The sequence below is a fragment of the Roseburia hominis genome, from assembly GCA_040702975.1.
Classification (GTDB): domain Bacteria; phylum Bacillota; class Clostridia; order Lachnospirales; family Lachnospiraceae; genus Allocoprococcus; species Allocoprococcus hominis_A.
This window is the reverse complement of the sequence record CP159990.1, coordinates 177,799-192,598: the sequence shown is the minus strand read 5'-3', so window position 1 is coordinate 192,598 and position 14,800 is coordinate 177,799. Positions and strand designations below refer to the sequence as shown.

The 14,800-nt window shown below is 41.6% G+C and carries 15 protein-coding genes; all 15 read left to right on the top strand.

Annotated elements, in window-relative coordinates:
- Positions 1-163: 163 nt before the first annotated feature.
- The 15 genes from ABXS75_00810 (at position 164) to ABXS75_00740 (ending at position 14,784) form a co-directional block, all read left to right on the top strand.
- Positions 164-901, top strand: coding sequence for a CpsB/CapC family capsule biosynthesis tyrosine phosphatase (locus ABXS75_00810; GenBank protein XCP85386.1), 738 nt, complete (start codon positions 164-166; stop codon positions 899-901).
- A 39-nt stretch (positions 902-940) separates the two neighbouring features.
- Entirely contained in the window at positions 941-1,708 is a 768-nt protein-coding gene (locus ABXS75_00805; GenBank protein ID XCP85385.1) for a Wzz/FepE/Etk N-terminal domain-containing protein, read from the top strand.
- Positions 1,709-1,713: 5 nt separating this feature from the next.
- Positions 1,714-2,412, top strand: a complete 699-nt coding sequence (locus ABXS75_00800) for a polysaccharide biosynthesis tyrosine autokinase (protein ID XCP85384.1) — start codon at positions 1,714-1,716, stop codon at positions 2,410-2,412.
- 12 nt (positions 2,413-2,424) lie between these two features.
- Positions 2,425-3,159, top strand: coding sequence for an immunoglobulin-like domain-containing protein (locus ABXS75_00795; GenBank protein ID XCP85383.1), 735 nt, complete (start codon positions 2,425-2,427; stop codon positions 3,157-3,159).
- A 105-nt stretch (positions 3,160-3,264) separates the two neighbouring features.
- Complete coding sequence (locus ABXS75_00790; GenBank protein ID XCP85382.1) at positions 3,265-4,725, top strand: LCP family protein; 1,461 nt, start codon at positions 3,265-3,267, stop codon at positions 4,723-4,725.
- A 34-nt stretch (positions 4,726-4,759) separates the two neighbouring features.
- Positions 4,760-4,960, top strand: a complete 201-nt coding sequence (locus ABXS75_00785) for a hypothetical protein (protein ID XCP85381.1) — start codon at positions 4,760-4,762, stop codon at positions 4,958-4,960.
- Between the two features lie 112 nt (positions 4,961-5,072).
- Entirely contained in the window at positions 5,073-6,974 is a 1,902-nt protein-coding gene (locus ABXS75_00780; GenBank protein XCP85380.1) for a nucleoside-diphosphate sugar epimerase/dehydratase, read from the top strand.
- A 406-nt stretch (positions 6,975-7,380) separates the two neighbouring features.
- Complete coding sequence (gene loaP / locus ABXS75_00775; GenBank protein ID XCP85379.1) at positions 7,381-7,890, top strand: antiterminator LoaP; 510 nt, start codon at positions 7,381-7,383, stop codon at positions 7,888-7,890.
- A gap of 315 nt (positions 7,891-8,205) precedes the next feature.
- On the top strand, positions 8,206-8,835 hold the full coding sequence (locus tag ABXS75_00770) for a hypothetical protein (GenBank protein ID XCP85378.1): 630 nt from the start codon (positions 8,206-8,208) through the stop codon (positions 8,833-8,835).
- A gap of 23 nt (positions 8,836-8,858) precedes the next feature.
- Positions 8,859-9,530, top strand: a complete 672-nt coding sequence (locus ABXS75_00765) for a PIG-L deacetylase family protein (GenBank protein XCP85377.1) — start codon at positions 8,859-8,861, stop codon at positions 9,528-9,530.
- A 5-nt stretch (positions 9,531-9,535) separates the two neighbouring features.
- Positions 9,536-10,246, top strand: coding sequence for a sugar transferase (locus ABXS75_00760; protein ID XCP85376.1), 711 nt, complete (start codon positions 9,536-9,538; stop codon positions 10,244-10,246).
- Positions 10,243-11,088 carry an NAD(P)-dependent oxidoreductase gene (locus tag ABXS75_00755; protein XCP85375.1) on the top strand — a complete coding sequence of 282 codons (846 nt, stop codon included), beginning with the start codon at positions 10,243-10,245 and terminating at the stop codon, positions 11,086-11,088. Before ABXS75_00760 ends, ABXS75_00755 begins: the two co-directional genes overlap by 4 nt.
- Before the next feature lies 1 nt (position 11,089).
- Positions 11,090-12,259: an ATP-grasp domain-containing protein gene (locus ABXS75_00750; GenBank protein XCP85374.1), complete on the top strand. Its 1,170-nt coding sequence runs from the start codon at positions 11,090-11,092 to the stop codon at positions 12,257-12,259.
- A 219-nt stretch (positions 12,260-12,478) separates the two neighbouring features.
- The gene (locus tag ABXS75_00745) at positions 12,479-13,624 is read left to right on the top strand and encodes an O-antigen ligase family protein (GenBank protein ID XCP85373.1); all 1,146 of its coding nucleotides are present in this window, start codon (positions 12,479-12,481) and stop codon (positions 13,622-13,624) included.
- A 50-nt stretch (positions 13,625-13,674) separates the two neighbouring features.
- Positions 13,675-14,784 (top strand): polysialyltransferase family glycosyltransferase, encoded by a 1,110-nt coding sequence (locus ABXS75_00740; GenBank protein XCP85372.1) that lies wholly within the window; start codon positions 13,675-13,677, stop codon positions 14,782-14,784.
- Positions 14,785-14,800 lie beyond the last annotated feature (16 nt).

Sequence of the window (14,800 nt, the reverse complement as noted above, 5' to 3'; positions counted from 1 at the left end):
TAAGTGCATAATGATTCGACGAAAATCGACGCTCGTGACTGTAAAATCCAAATAATTTCCTTGATATATATTCTCAAAAACGCCGGAAAAATGCGGAAAATTGCAAATCTAATTGACAATGCTATCAAAATGTTGCATAATACAATGGACAGCAGAAGGAGGGATGGATATCAAAACATTAGCAGATGTTCATTGTCATACTTTGCAGGAAGTTGATGATGGTGCGCAGACATTGGAAGAAGCCTGCGGCATGTTAAGAATGGCGTATGAAGAAGGAATTCGCATTATCGTACTTACCCCTCATCATCATCCGAGAAGGGGTCGTACAGGACTTAGAGAATTAAAGAGACAGGTTAGGAGATTGCGTGAAAGAATTCCAGAAATCGGGGAGGATTTGCGCCTTTTTTTAGGTATGGAGGTTTTTTTTGGCGAGGATATCCTGAAAGAGTTGGATAACGGCGAGATTAAGCCCATGGGTAAGTCTGAATATATTTTACTGGAGTTTTCACCAAGCGATGAATTTTCTTATATAAGAAGTGCAGTACAGAAGGTCCAGATGAAAGGTTATCAGGTAGTGCTTGCTCATGTGGAACGTTATCAATGCATGCTAGAGGAGCTTGCTTATACGGAAGAACTGCTAGATATGGGAACCTATATTCAGGTAAACTCTGGAAGTATCATCGGAGACAGTGGGAGGACGGTGAAGAAATTCACCAAAGAACTTTTGAAAAATCATTATGTACATTTTGTGGGGACAGATGCCCACAGCATGGAGCGGAGGCGTCCTAAGATGAAGGAAGCAGCCTCCTATGTACAGAAACATTATGGGGCAGAATACGCGGAGCGGATTTTCTTTAAGAATGCAGTTATGATGCTGAAAAATAAGAAGATACCAATCTGAAAATGAAAAAGAACAAAAGGGAAAAAGGAAAAGGGTCAGATGGAGAACATAAAGCAAAGCCGAGAAGACGGGGAAGTTACGATTGATTTGTTAGAGCTGTTCACAGTATTGTTGGGAAAAGCTCATATTATTTTGCTGGCGGGTGTTTTTACTGCGCTGCTTGCGCTGGTAGGGACTAAGATGCTTCTTACACCGATGTACCGGTCTGTGACGAAGGTATATGTTTTATCTAAGCAGGATAATACGGCATCGGTTACATATTCAGATTTGCAGACAGGTACACAGCTTGTAAAGGACTATATGGAACTGGTGAAGAGCCGGCCGGTACTGGAGCAGACAATTTCCGTGTTGAATCTGGATATGGAGCCGGAGGAATTAAAAGAAAGAATTACGACAGAGACGAGCGGAGATACCCGTATTTTCAGTATCAGCGTTGTGGACGAGGATCCGAAGAAGGCGAGAGATATTGTAAATGCGGTGCGTGAAGCGGTAAGTATTCAGATTACGGAAGTTATGGATGCGGATGCGGTCAATACGGTAGAGGAAGGAAATCTTCCCAAATCACCGGCGTCACCGAGCCTTAAAAAGAACGCGGTGATAGGCGGACTTCTGGGCGTGATCGTTGCGGCAGGTATTTTCGTTTTGATTTTCCTGCTTGATGACACGATCAAGACACCGGCGGATGTGGAACGTTATCTGGATCTGAATGTCCTGGCATCGATTCCGATCTCTGAAGGGGAAGACAAGAGCAGACGCGCAGGAAAACGTGATGCCAAGAAGTTATCGAATACAAGAAAGAGGAGATAAGCGAGATGCCAGAGATTACACTAAATATACTGGACGGTCAGGATTACCGTACCAACGAATCTTATAAATCCTTACGTACCAATATCGAGTTTTCCGGCAAAGAGAATAAGGTGCTGCTGCTCACGAGCTGTACACCGAATGAAGGAAAAAGTACAGTGGCTGTATCACTTGCGGCATCTCTTGCCGAGTCCGGGAAAAAGGTATTGCTGATAGATGCGGATCTTAGAAAGTCTGTATTATATGGAAGATATCATATTCATCAGGAAATTATGGGGCTGAGCCATTTCCTGTCTGGTCAGTGTACGATTGCAGAGGCGCTTTGCAAGACCAATGTAAAAGGAATGTATGTGATTTTTGCCGGACCCGTTCCGCCAAACCCGGCGGAGCTTCTGGGAGGCGGACGTTTTGCAGCGCTGATTGAAGAGGCGAGAAAAGCGTATGATTATGTGGTTGTGGATACCCCGCCGCTCGGCAGCGTAATCGACAGTGCAGTCGTTGCAAAGAATAGTGATGCGGCAGTGATCGTTATTGCGGCGAAGACAGTCAGTTACAATTATGCCCGGGTTGTCAAAAACCAGATGGAGAAGTCCGGTTGCAAGATTTTGGGTGTTGTGCTGAATAAAGTAGACATGAAGCAGAACAAATATTATGGAAAATACTACGGCAAATATTATGGAAACTACGGGAAAAGTGGAGAAAAGTAGAGGAATACGACCATGCGGCAAAAAATAATAGCTGGATTACTGGCAGTGGCTTGTGTGGGACTGGCAGTAGTAGTGTTTGTTATTCGGGCCGGTCAGGATACGACAGCACCTGAGATTAAAGTAGAAGAAGCGGATATCACCTATACAGAAGGTGAAGATACGACTGTGTTAATGGAAGGTGTGACAGCCAAAGATGACAAGGATGGAGATCTGACAGATAAAGTATTTATAGACCAGATTATAGATACCACCAATGCAGGTGAGGGCAAGGCAATCGTGAAGTACGCAGTTATCGATTCTGCGAATAATGTGGGGACTGCGAGACGGAGCATTAATTATATCAGAAATGACGGTGCAGTAGAGACTCTGGCTTCGGTTGAAGGAGAAGACAAGAAAAAATCAGAAGAGAATTCGGACAAAAAGTCTGAGGACGGTAAAGAAGAGTCAGAGGATAAGAAGGAAACAGAAGATAAGAAGGAAGAGGAATTAGTTCCCAATGGAGCTTCTCCGGCAATTCGTCTGAAAGAGAAAACAAGAACCATTAAAGTGGGAGAATATTTTGATGTTGTATCTCCAGTTGAGAATATCGTGGATGATAAAGACAGCAGAGACACACTTTATCGCAATATTCGCCAGGATGTACCGTATGACACCAATAAGCCGGGGACCTACGTCCTGAAATACTATGTGGTGGACAGCAATGGAAACGAGTCTAATGTAGAAGAGTTTACATTGATCGTACAGTAAGAAGTGGATACATAATGATAAGCAGCAGCTGTGAATCTCGTGCTATCGCAAGGATGATAACTATAGTAAACAGGTGCTATAGCTGGAAGTAAGGAGCAGTCAGATATGAGTCATACGAATAACAAGAGGCATCATGGAAAAAAGAAGAGCGCGCTTGCGGGGAGAAATATTGTCGGTAAGCTGATTACAGTGCTTCAGTTTTTGCTTGCGGTAATTCTGTTAGGATTTCTTTGGAACAGCGGACTGATACCGGGTAAATATCTGATAGCTGCCGGAGTTGTGCTGATCGTGTTGAGCGGACTCACGTTTGGATTGCAGTATGTAAAAAGTAAAGTATATATTGTCGGTATTATTATCAGCGTATTGATCAGCCTTTTGCAGGTAATCGGAATCGTGTACTTGAATCAGGCAAGCCAGGCGGTGCAAGACATTGGCGGCGCCAACTATAAAACGGATAATATGATCGTGGTCGTAAAAGAAGGAAAACCTGTAGAGACGCTTCTGGATATGAAGAACTATCGCTATGGAACGCAGACGATGGTAGACCAGGAGAATACAAAGCTGATGGTCGAGGAAGTGAATAAGATTCTCGGCCGGGATGTGCATATGACGGAATATAATACGATTCAGGAGCTTGCTGAGGCTCTGCTTAGTGGTTCGGTGGAAGCGGCTATTTATAATGAAGCTTTCACAGGAATTATTGAAGATGCGATTCCGGACTATCAGTCTCAGGTGAAGATCATTTACCATTATGGAATTGATACAGAACTGGAAGTAGAAGACGTATCTGTGGAAGAACCATTCAATGTTTATATCAGTGGTATCGATGTTTCCGGTCCGATCACAACGAACAGCCGAAGCGATGTAAATATTATCGCTACAGTGAATCCGGAAACGAAAAAGATTCTTTTGACAACAACGCCAAGAGATTACTATGTCAAGATTCCGGGAGTTTCAGGTGAGCAGAAAGACAAGCTGACCCACGCAGGTATTTACGGCATAGATACTTCTATTGCGACCCTGGAACAGATTTATGATATTGAGATTCCTTATTATGCAAGGGTGAATTTTACATCCTTGATTAAAATTGTTGATATATTAGGCGGAGTAGATGTGTCTTCCGATTATTCATTCAGTGCGGGCAAATACCAGTTCACGGAGGGAATGAACCACCTGGACGGGGAGAAAGCCCTCGCATTTGTAAGAGAGAGACATAGTTTTGCCGATGGAGATAACCAGCGTGGTAAGAATCAGGAAAAGGTACTTACTGCGATGATTCAGAAAGCGATGTCGCCGGCTATTCTCACGAACGCAAGCAGTCTGTTGAGCAGTGTAAGCAGCTGCCTGGAGACTAATATGCCGTCAAACAAGATCAGTGAGTTGATTCAGATGCAGCTTAATGATGGGGCAAGCTGGGAGATTGTCTCTGTCAATGCGACCGGTCTTGGAGATAAGCAGGCATGCTATTCATCCGGAAGTCAGATTCTGTATGTAATGCAGCCGGATAATACCTCTGTGGACGATATTAAGAGGAAGATGCAGGCGGTGCTTACGTCTGCGAAGTAAATGATTATGGATATGAGGAGGAGAGTTGAGGAAAATGAAAAAATATTGGATGGTGATTTTTGGGGTTGTAGCAGGCCTTGTAGCAGTTGTCGCGGTGTGCATGCTCGTGCAACAGAGCGTTGACGTTGAACTGGGGCAGACTATGGCAGTAGATATGCAGAGGGCAGTGATTTTGCCAATCGTGGCCGGAGCGGTCGGAATTGGCGTATTTATTAAACGAAATATAGCCTTTTAGCAGGACTGCCAAGGTACATATCGTGATTATTTATTTTGAAGGAAAGTGTTTTCGTTTTCCTGTAAAATAAAACAGACTTTAATTATATTACGGAAAGAAAAGAGAATGAGTAATGAGCGATATAGAGAAGGGGAACAGAAAAGTTAGTTTAAAGTCAGTGTGGCCACAGAGAGCTGCGATTATCGTATTCATGGATATTCTGATTATAGCGTTCAGTTATTTGTTTGCACTTTGGCTGCGTTTTGACTGTATTTTTTCAAAGATTCCGCATGAATATATGGAAGGGTATATCTGGGCTATGCCCTACTGGTGTGTTGTGACCATCGTTGTTTTCTATATGTTCCGGTTGTACCATAGTATCTGGCATTTTGTCAGTGTGGAAGAATTAAATAAGATGGTTCAGGCATATGTTGTTCTTCTTGCCTGCTATTTGGGAGGAGCAGCTTTTATGCACCTTCATATGCCGAGAGCCTGGTATCTGATTGGATATATTGTTGCGTTTATGCTTCATACGGCACTGCGATTTTCCTATCGGTTTATGCGCAATTTCTTAAACCGAAATAAACAAAAGCATGGAGGACGTACCGGTGACCGGATTATGATCATTGGTGGTGGTGCGGCAGGACGAGTGTTGATCAAGGAGTTGATCAACAGCAGCCATTTGCATTCAACAGTTTGCTGTGTAATCGATGATAATCCAAGTAAAAAGGGAAGATTTCTCGAAGGAATCCCGATCGTAGGTAATCGGTATGATATCGTAAAAATGGTGGAAGAGTACGATATTAACCTGATTATTTACGCTATCCCGGCTACGACAGGAAAGAATCGTAAAGAGATTTTAAATATATGTAAAGAGACAAAATGTCGGATGCAGACCGTACCGGGCGTATATCAGCTTGTAAATGGTGAGGTCAGCATCAAGAGCCTGCGGGAAGTTGAGATATCCGATTTGCTGGGGCGCGCACAGGTCAAGATCGATGATGAGAATGTGACGAAGCTGATTAAAGGTTCCCGGGTTCTGGTTACCGGAGGCGGCGGTTCTATCGGAAGTGAGCTTTGCCGGCAGATTGCGGCAAAAGGTCCGGAACAGCTTATTATTTTTGATGTGTATGAGAACAATGCGTATGAGATTCAGCAGGAGCTTAAGCGGAAATATCCGAATCTGAAGTTGGAAGCACTGATTGGCTCGGTCCGCAATACACATCGGATAAACTGGGTTATGCGGAAATATAGACCAGACCTTGTATTCCACGCAGCCGCACATAAGCATGTGCCGCTCATGGAGGACAGCCCAAATGAAGCGATCAAGAATAATGTAATGGGTACATATAAAACTGCCATGGCCGCTGCTGAGGCAGGCGTGAAGCGTTTTGTACTGATTTCCACAGATAAAGCAGTAAATCCGACCAATGTGATGGGGGCTTCCAAGCGAATCTGCGAGATGATCATACAGATGATGAATCGCAAATATGAAAATACAAGTTTCCAGGCAGTTCGATTTGGAAACGTACTGGGAAGCAACGGCAGCGTGATCCCGCTCTTTAAGAAGCAGATTGCAGCGGGCGGTCCGGTCACGGTTACGGATAAAAATATTATCCGGTACTTTATGACGATACCCGAGGCTGTGGCACTGGTGCTTCAGGCAGCCTGCTATGCAAACGGCGGAGAAATCTTTGTGCTGGATATGGGTGAGCCGGTCCGCATTGATGATATGGCCCGGAATCTGATCAGACTCTCAGGACTAACGCCGGATGTGGATATTAAGATTGAGTATACTGGGTTAAGGCCGGGGGAGAAGCTTTATGAAGAGCTTCTGATGGATGAAGAAGGTCTTACGGAAACAGAGAATAAACTGATTTATATCGGTCATCCGATTCAAATGGATGATGAGTGGTTTGCTGGTAAGCTGGAGGAGCTGGATGCGGCAAGCCGGCAGGATTCGGATGAGATTCGGACGCTGGTTTCGGAGGTTGTGCCGACTTATCGATATAAAAAACAGGAGAGTGGAGTTTAGAAGGACACTTTTTGTTGTATAGAAGAATGCTTATAAAAGAACCGGCAACAAAGAGTTGACAGTTATAATGGTTCATGTTAGAATACATGAAGATTAGAGATGGGCAAATTCCTGTATTTCCAAATCGTCGCCTTGCCGCGTTTGGGAGTGCCGGATGTGATATGGAGTAAAGAGTCTGCCTGAATAAAGACAGAATGGCGAAGCATTGCCATTTTGGATGAAGAGGCAGGCTCGGTTATTCTGTATGAGTGTATGTTATAAAGCTTTAGGTGTTAAGTGTAAGGATGTAAGTTGTAAGTTAGGATGCTAGAACAGTAATCTTACAATATGCAAAAATGTAATAGGAATTAGGCATTAAAAGAATATTTATTTAGGCAAGGGATTAAAACGAATAAGGAGACCAGACATGTGGTACGTTGTGCAGGTGCGCACGGGTACAGAGGAGAACATTCGGAAGCAATGTTTGAAGAATGTGAATTCTGATGTGCTGAAACGCTGCTTTATCCCTTACTATGAAGAGAAGAAACGTATCCGGGGTGAATGGACCGTGAATCAGAAGGTCCTTTTTCCCGGATATGTTTTTGTTGTTACGGAACAATTGGAAGAGATGTATCAGCAGCTTGAGAAGGTGATTGGACTTACGAAGCTGATTGGTACGGGAGATGAGATTGTGCCGCTTAGGGAGGAAGAGATTGGGTTCCTGAGAGATGTTGGCGGGGATGAGCAGGTTGTTCGGATGTCGGAAGGAATTATCGAAGGAGAGCAGATTATTGTGAAGGAAGGTCCGCTTATGGGGCTGGAAGGTTGCATTCGGAAGATTGACAGGCATAAGAGAAAGGCTTATCTGGAAGTGGAGATGTTTGGAAGAAAGCAGAAGATTGAAGTGGGGTTGGAGATCGTGGAGAAAAGAGAATAGAAGGTGTGAGTGGAAAAAGTCCTGGAGGAGAAGGGGCTTTTTTTAATTGGGGAGATATACTGATTAATAATTCGATGGATATTTATTTTGGCAGTGATTATGAGGAAATTATAGAAAGATAAATGATAAATAGAACGGAGGCAAAGTGCTTTGCAGGGATTAAGCCGTTTGAGAAGAAAGTATCTTGATGTTGAGATAATAGCAACCAAATGTTCGAGGACAGAAATGGGTGGAAAAGTACATAAATTTTGGAGAAGTAGCAGCTGTGTGGATGTCCACACGCGCATAACAGATAGATTTTTATGAGGCTCACAGATGGATTTGCTGATATTGGGAGCTAGCGGACACGGCAGAGTTGTAAAAGAAGTGGCCGAGGCGACAGGAAAGTATAACAGGATAGATTTTGTAGATGACCGCAGTGACATTGCTGTGGGAAAGGTTTCTGATCTGGAGCGGTTGCACGAAATATATGATTCTGCTTTTGCTGGAATTGGAGATAACCATCTGCGGAATGAATTGATACATAAATTGAAGACTATCGGATATGAGATACCTGTTTTTATACATCCGACTGCTTATGTGAGCAAGAACTGCCATCTAGAAAAAGGAACGATAGTTGAGCCGCAAGCGATTGTGAATGCAAATACACAGGTTGGTGTTGGCTGCATTATCTCAATCGGAGCGATTGTTGATCATGACGTTATACTAGGCGATTGTGTTCATGTGAATGCCGGAGCAATCGTAAAGGCCGGAGGTAAAGTTGAAAGCGAGAAAAAGTTGGAAGCCGGGGGTATGGTGCTAGTATACCAGGAGAGGGTCGTAAAGCCGGTGGTGGAAGCGACAGTGGAACCAACGGTGAAATCAATGGTGGAACCGGCCGATAGTAATTCTGATTTTGCAAAGGAATATAGGGAAGCGACAGGAAAAGAAGTCAGTTTCTTTTAGGCTTTGAAGATGGGGAGATAGAAATGAATTATTTAGTAGTAGTAGCACATCCGGACGATGAAGTTTTAGGTGTAGGCGCAACAATACATAAGTTCATTAATGAAGGACATAAAGTAGCTGTGGCAATCATGGTTTCACAGGTAGCGGCGAGGAAAGATTTGTCGTCCACATTATCTTCGGACGAGGAAGAGGCGCTGACTCTTCTTGGTGTGGAAAAGACTTATCATGCCAGCTTTCCAAATATAAAAATGAACACGGTTCCCCATTTGGAGTTAGTTCAGTTTGTTGAATCCTGTATTGCGGACTGGAATGCGGAGGCCATTATCACGCACCATCCGTCGGACACAAACAACGACCATGTCAATACTTCTTATGCAGTGCAGGCAGCATGCCGTCTGTTCCAGAGAAGGGGTAGCATCTCTGCTTTGAAGGAACTGCTTTATATGGAAGTCCCTTCTTCTACAGAATGGTCTTTTGATACATCTGCAAACCGATTTACTCCAAATTATTTTGTGGAGATTGGAAAAACAGGTGTGGACGTTAAGCTTAAGGCTTTATCTGCTTATAAAGGTGTTATGCGGCCATATCCTCATCCCCGTTCGGTGGAAGCACTGGAAGGGCTGGCTGCCTACCGTGGTGTACAGGCAGGCTGCAATTATGCGGAGGCATTTGAATGCGCATTTAAGAGAGGATAGAAGAGATGGAACACCATTACAGGATTAAAGAAAAACCAGTATATGAATCCGTAAAGAGAGGATTTGATATAATCTGCTCATTACTCGGAATCATCGGGACGTCTCCTATTTGGATTTTTGCCATACTGGGGATTGAGATTTCCGATCCAGGGCCAGTATTTTATATGGCACACAGAGTGGGAAAAGACAATAAAGAGTTCCTGATGTATAAATTCCGATCCATGCGAGTGGATAAGAACGCAGATGAGAAAAGCCTGAGAGCTGATACAAACCGCATATTTCGTTTTGGAGAGCTGATTCGGCGGCTGAAAATTGATGAGCTGCCCCAGCTTATTAACATATTGAAGGGTGACATGGCTGTGGTTGGTCCGCGTCCTGCAGCAGTTGATCAGATTCCGATAACTAGAGGTGGGGAGAATGCAATTGTGGCATTGTTGAAACCGGGTTTAGCATCTCCCGCAGCTCTCTATGACTATCTTTATGGCGACGATATCGAGGACGAAGAAGAATACATGGATAAGGTTGCGCCTACACGGTTAGCTCTCGACCGCTACTATGTAGGTGAGCAAGCCATAGGATATGACATCAAGATGATTTGGCAAACGGTGAGATGCATCTGGGGAACGATTACGCATCATACACCAGTCGACATTTTAGAAGAACTCATTGATGCGGTTAATGGTGATAGAAGGGCACTGGAAGAGGTGAAGAGATGACTATTTTAGTTACTGGATCAAGTGGTATGATTGGATCTCAGCTTGTTCAAGGACTTCTTAATGCGGGGCATACTGTTGTTGGAATAGATAGAAGCAGGGATCAGACTTGTGGTGGGAACTATTACCACTATAGTGCAGATCTTGGAGATGAAGAAAGATTAAAAGAAATCGCTGATAGCAATAAAGTGGATCGGTTCATCCATCTTGCCGCATTGGCACACACAGAGGATGAACCAGATCTTTCTTGGGATTGCTATTATCATGTTAATGTAGAATGCGCAAAAAATGTATTTGAAGTAGCAAACGACCGACCAGTTCTTTTTATTAGTACAGTTGATGTCTATGGTTTCTACGATGGAAAGAAGCCTGTGAATGGAGAGACAAAACTTAATCCTGTGAGCAACTATGGGAAGAGTAAGGCATTAGCAGAGGCCGAGTGTCGAAAGCTTCCCCATCACACTATTTTTAGATTCTCTCCTGTATATACAGATACGATTAAGAGAGATATACAGAAGAGGTACTACCTGAAATATCCTAGTCTTGCCTACAAGATTGGGAAAGGAACGCAGTTTGAAATTCTTAATATAAACAATGCAGTTAACGCAATGGTTGATTGGTGTCAAGAAGAGCCAAAGAATGATATAAGGATTATCAAGGATAATGTGATGATGGATACAGTTGCGTACATACTGGCGGAAAAAGCTGAAGGTCGAGCCAAGCGGGTTCTTTGGATTCCTCAATGGGTTGTCAATGCTAGTTATGCAGTGCTTAAAGGAATCCTTGGTGAAAATGAAAAAACTTACTTATTAAATAAAGCGGTGTATCCGTTGAGGAGCGAATAAAGTGGCAGAATCGAGTTATAAAGGGAAAAAAGTCCTTCTTTTAGATGGCTATGGCAGACAGATTCCAAGTCTTCTTCACCAATTACATGGACTTGGTTGCAAAGTTACTACGATGTGTGAATCTAAGCTGGATGTGGGATATACGTCTCATTATCCGAGCAAGAGAGTTGTAGTTCATGGAATAAGGGAAGATGTAGATATTTATCGCACAGCAATAGAAAAGGAGTTGGGAAATGGATATGATATGCTTTTTCCAATCTTGGAGAGAGCTACTGATATATGTATCGGTGGGGAAATACAGGAAAAGTATCCAGAACTTAAAATCATCGCTGCCCCTAGAGAAGCTTTCCTTAAAGCTTACGACAAACAACTCACTATGAAAGCTTGCATGGAAAATGGAATTCCTTGTCCTATTACCAAAATGGATGATGAAACGATGGAAGAGTATTTGTCCAAAGTTTCGTTTCCGATCTGTGCGAAACCCAGAAAAGGCAGTGGTGCCGCTGGTTTTAAACGGATTATGAACCGAGATGAGCTGGATAGATATATAGCTGACGGAACGATTGTCCCGGAGGAATATGTTATACAAGAGCTTATTCCAAAGGGTGGCCTTCAATATGGTGGTTATGTGATGATGGATAAGGGTCACAAGCCCCAGGCAACGCTTGTCGTTGAATCTTGCAGATGGTTTCCAATTGATGGTGGTCCAGGATGTTATATCAGAACAATCAACCATCCAGTTATGATTGATAGTTCAAATAGATTACTCGAAGCTTTAGGATGGACGAGCTTTGGCCATATAGGTTTTATCATGGATCCTCGTGATGAAACACCTAAGGTTATGGAAATTAATGGACGTATTCCTGCGAGTATAAAAATTTGTGAATGGGCTGGAACGGAGCCCGTTAGAAATATGCTCGACCTGGCTTATGGGAAAAGATTAGTTCCCATGACTAAACCTATCCCGGAACATTTGGCTCTCCGTTATTTTCACACGGATTTTATGTGGCTCATAAAAAACCCTGATAGGTTCAAAGTTCATCCGTCATGGTTTTACTGCTTTAAGCAGAAAGATTATATTTTTTCATGGGCTGATCCGGTTCCTTTCTTTAGTTATGCAATAGAACATGTGATGACTTATCAGAAAGATATGGCAAAGAGAAAACATTAAACATTAAAGAAAACAAAACATATAGAAAATATGAATTTTGAACAAATATGTCAAGATGAGAATGAAAATAGTATATCTGAAAGTTATGATTCAGAGAATATATCATATTTAACGAGTTGATCCAATTTTTATGTGAAGAAATAGATAAGGAAACAGACAATATAAAGAAGTTCAGATGGAATAATTATTATAAATAATGTTAATAAGGAATGGAAGAAGATGCAAATTAAAGGATCTAAAATTCTAATTACAAAACCTATGAAGAAAGACTGGTTGTCGTGGTTACCTGTGCTCTTTTGGGTAGTAAACCTTTATAGGATGACTGACCATGGAACGACTATTTATTTAGGGGTTTTGTATGTAACTGGAATTATAGGACTTGTGAAACTTGTTTTTGATAAAAAAATCTTAAACTCTGCACTAACACTTACAATTGTTATATATATTTTTACAGAACTAATCAATTGCATAATTATAGGAAATGTAGGATATCGTGATTTGGTTAATGATTTACTCCTTTTTGGTGTTTTAGTTGCAATGTTTGTATATCCACAGACATATAAGAATGGTTTAGTGTGTTTCTATGTGAGCGCTTTCGTTTTCCTAACAGTCTATTTTAGAGGAGGGTATGCAAGTACGATTTTGATAAGTAGCGGAAATTATGTTTCCGTATTACTTGTTTTGTCATGTGCCTATTATTATTTATGCATACAAAATTCAAACCATGAATTTAGAATTTTTGATATATTACCGGCTATGTTGAGTTTTTTGCTTTCGATTTGGGCTAGAGGGAGAGGAGGCATCCTATCCTGTTCGGTTCTGTTAGTACTTATTTTAGTATATTATTTACGATCTTATGCCCAAAAGAGTACTCGAAATTACATTATAATGGCAATTGCTGTTATTATATTTCTTGCTGTAATGTCTTTTAGGAATGTTAATATATTTGATAGCTTCATGAATCTTGGAAAGTGGCAGTCTAGAGGTACAGATAATACGGCACGTGAGATAATCTGGGGAAGTTATTTCAATAAAACAAAAGAAAGCATTGTGTATTTATTTTTCGGAACTCCACTTAAGTACATACCAGTAATAGTTTCATATAATTATAATACTCATAATAGCTTTTTACAGTTGCACGCATGTAATGGTTTGATAGCATTGTTAGCATTTTTGATTGTAGCAATTAAGAGTTTAATATACGAATTTAAGAATGGACAGCATTTGATAGCAATTGCGATGATATCAGTAATAATAAGAGGAATGACAGATAAATTTATATTTGGCCAGTACGGCATGCCGATTATGCTTTATCTTGTCCTTTGGCCTTATATGGAGTCGTATGTGAAAAGTATAAAGCAATAGGAGAACAAGACTATAACATAATAGAATTTATAGAAGAATAGTGAGATAAAATGGAAAGACAAAACTATGAATTAAAAGATGCATATTTTGCGTGTACGACTCCATATCAGGTGATTGGAGCAATCAGCATTACTCTTTGTTTGGGCTTGGAAGCAGATCTCTACATCTTTGGGATGTTCCCCCATTATGAGGAAGTTGCTAAAAGACTTGAAAAGTACAAAATTTTTCAAAAAGTTATTCCTGTTGATTGCTCAAAGATCGGAGCGCCCGGGAGAGTACAAGGTTTTCTCCAGATGCTATTCGCACACAGAATGGCATCTCCTTTCTTGCCTAAGAATATTGCCTATAAAACATACTATTCATCCAGCAGGGCATTTCCAAAAACGATCCTTCATAAGGTTTTGTTGGATAGAAATTCAGATATGACACGAGTTGTATATGAGGATGGTCTCGGAACCTATGCAGCGAATTCCCATCCTCTCAATGCTACCAGGATGAAATTAGCAGCAGAAAAGCTTCTGGGATGGAAATTGGATATACCAGAGAGAACCAGCATGATGGCAAATGTTCCTCCTTTGGTAGAACCACCTGAAAGTGTGGGAATATTGCCAGTCACGCAGATGCCTAGACTTGCTTTTACTGAAGAGACAAGACATATGCTGCTTGATATCTTTTCAGTTGGGAAAGATGACGAGATTAATGAAAAGTGCATTATTTTTGATACTCTACGGCCTTTTAAGGATTTAACTGACGCCGATTATGATGAAATTGATAAATGTTATTCATTAATCACTGAATATATAGGAAAAACAAATGTGGTTTGCAAGCCTCATCCAAGAAGTGTTGAGAGGACAAATGTTGAGATAGAGTTATATAAGAAACAAGAGCTTCCAATGGAAGTTTTATATAGTGGTATGTCAGATATAGAAAACAGAATACTGGTTTCTTATACATCTACCGCGATTTTCACACCAGTAATCTTGTTTGATAAGGAACCAATTGTTATTAGTCTTCATAGAATTCTTTCTCATACTCGAAGTAGTGAGATCTTTGAACCTATTTTTGAAAAGTTTAAGAGGATATATAAGAATCCTGAAAGAGTGGTAGCACCTGCAACGAAGGAGCAACTAATGTCTTTCTTAAGCATGATAGAGTTGTGATGCACATGTTTTCACT

Excerpts from the sequence above, each read along its gene's own strand:
- loaP (XCP85379.1), top strand. The coding sequence starts at position 7,381 with ATGTGGTACGTTGTGCAGGTGCGCACGGGTACAGAGGAGAACATTCGG.
- ABXS75_00765 (XCP85377.1), top strand. The coding sequence starts at position 8,859 with ATGAATTATTTAGTAGTAGTAGCACATCCGGACGATGAAGTTTTAGGT.
- ABXS75_00795 (XCP85383.1), top strand. The coding sequence starts at position 2,425 with ATGCGGCAAAAAATAATAGCTGGATTACTGGCAGTGGCTTGTGTGGGA.
- ABXS75_00780 (XCP85380.1), top strand. The coding sequence starts at position 5,073 with ATGAGCGATATAGAGAAGGGGAACAGAAAAGTTAGTTTAAAGTCAGTG.
- ABXS75_00810 (XCP85386.1), top strand. The coding sequence starts at position 164 with ATGGATATCAAAACATTAGCAGATGTTCATTGTCATACTTTGCAGGAA.
- ABXS75_00790 (XCP85382.1), top strand. The coding sequence starts at position 3,265 with ATGAGTCATACGAATAACAAGAGGCATCATGGAAAAAAGAAGAGCGCG.
- ABXS75_00770 (XCP85378.1), top strand. The coding sequence starts at position 8,206 with ATGGATTTGCTGATATTGGGAGCTAGCGGACACGGCAGAGTTGTAAAA.
- ABXS75_00800 (XCP85384.1), top strand. The coding sequence starts at position 1,714 with ATGCCAGAGATTACACTAAATATACTGGACGGTCAGGATTACCGTACC.
- ABXS75_00740 (XCP85372.1), top strand. The coding sequence starts at position 13,675 with ATGGAAAGACAAAACTATGAATTAAAAGATGCATATTTTGCGTGTACG.
- ABXS75_00745 (XCP85373.1), top strand. The coding sequence starts at position 12,479 with ATGCAAATTAAAGGATCTAAAATTCTAATTACAAAACCTATGAAGAAA.
- ABXS75_00755 (XCP85375.1), top strand. The coding sequence starts at position 10,243 with ATGACTATTTTAGTTACTGGATCAAGTGGTATGATTGGATCTCAGCTT.
- ABXS75_00785 (XCP85381.1), top strand. The coding sequence starts at position 4,760 with ATGAAAAAATATTGGATGGTGATTTTTGGGGTTGTAGCAGGCCTTGTA.
- ABXS75_00805 (XCP85385.1), top strand. The coding sequence starts at position 941 with ATGGAGAACATAAAGCAAAGCCGAGAAGACGGGGAAGTTACGATTGAT.
- ABXS75_00760 (XCP85376.1), top strand. The coding sequence starts at position 9,536 with ATGGAACACCATTACAGGATTAAAGAAAAACCAGTATATGAATCCGTA.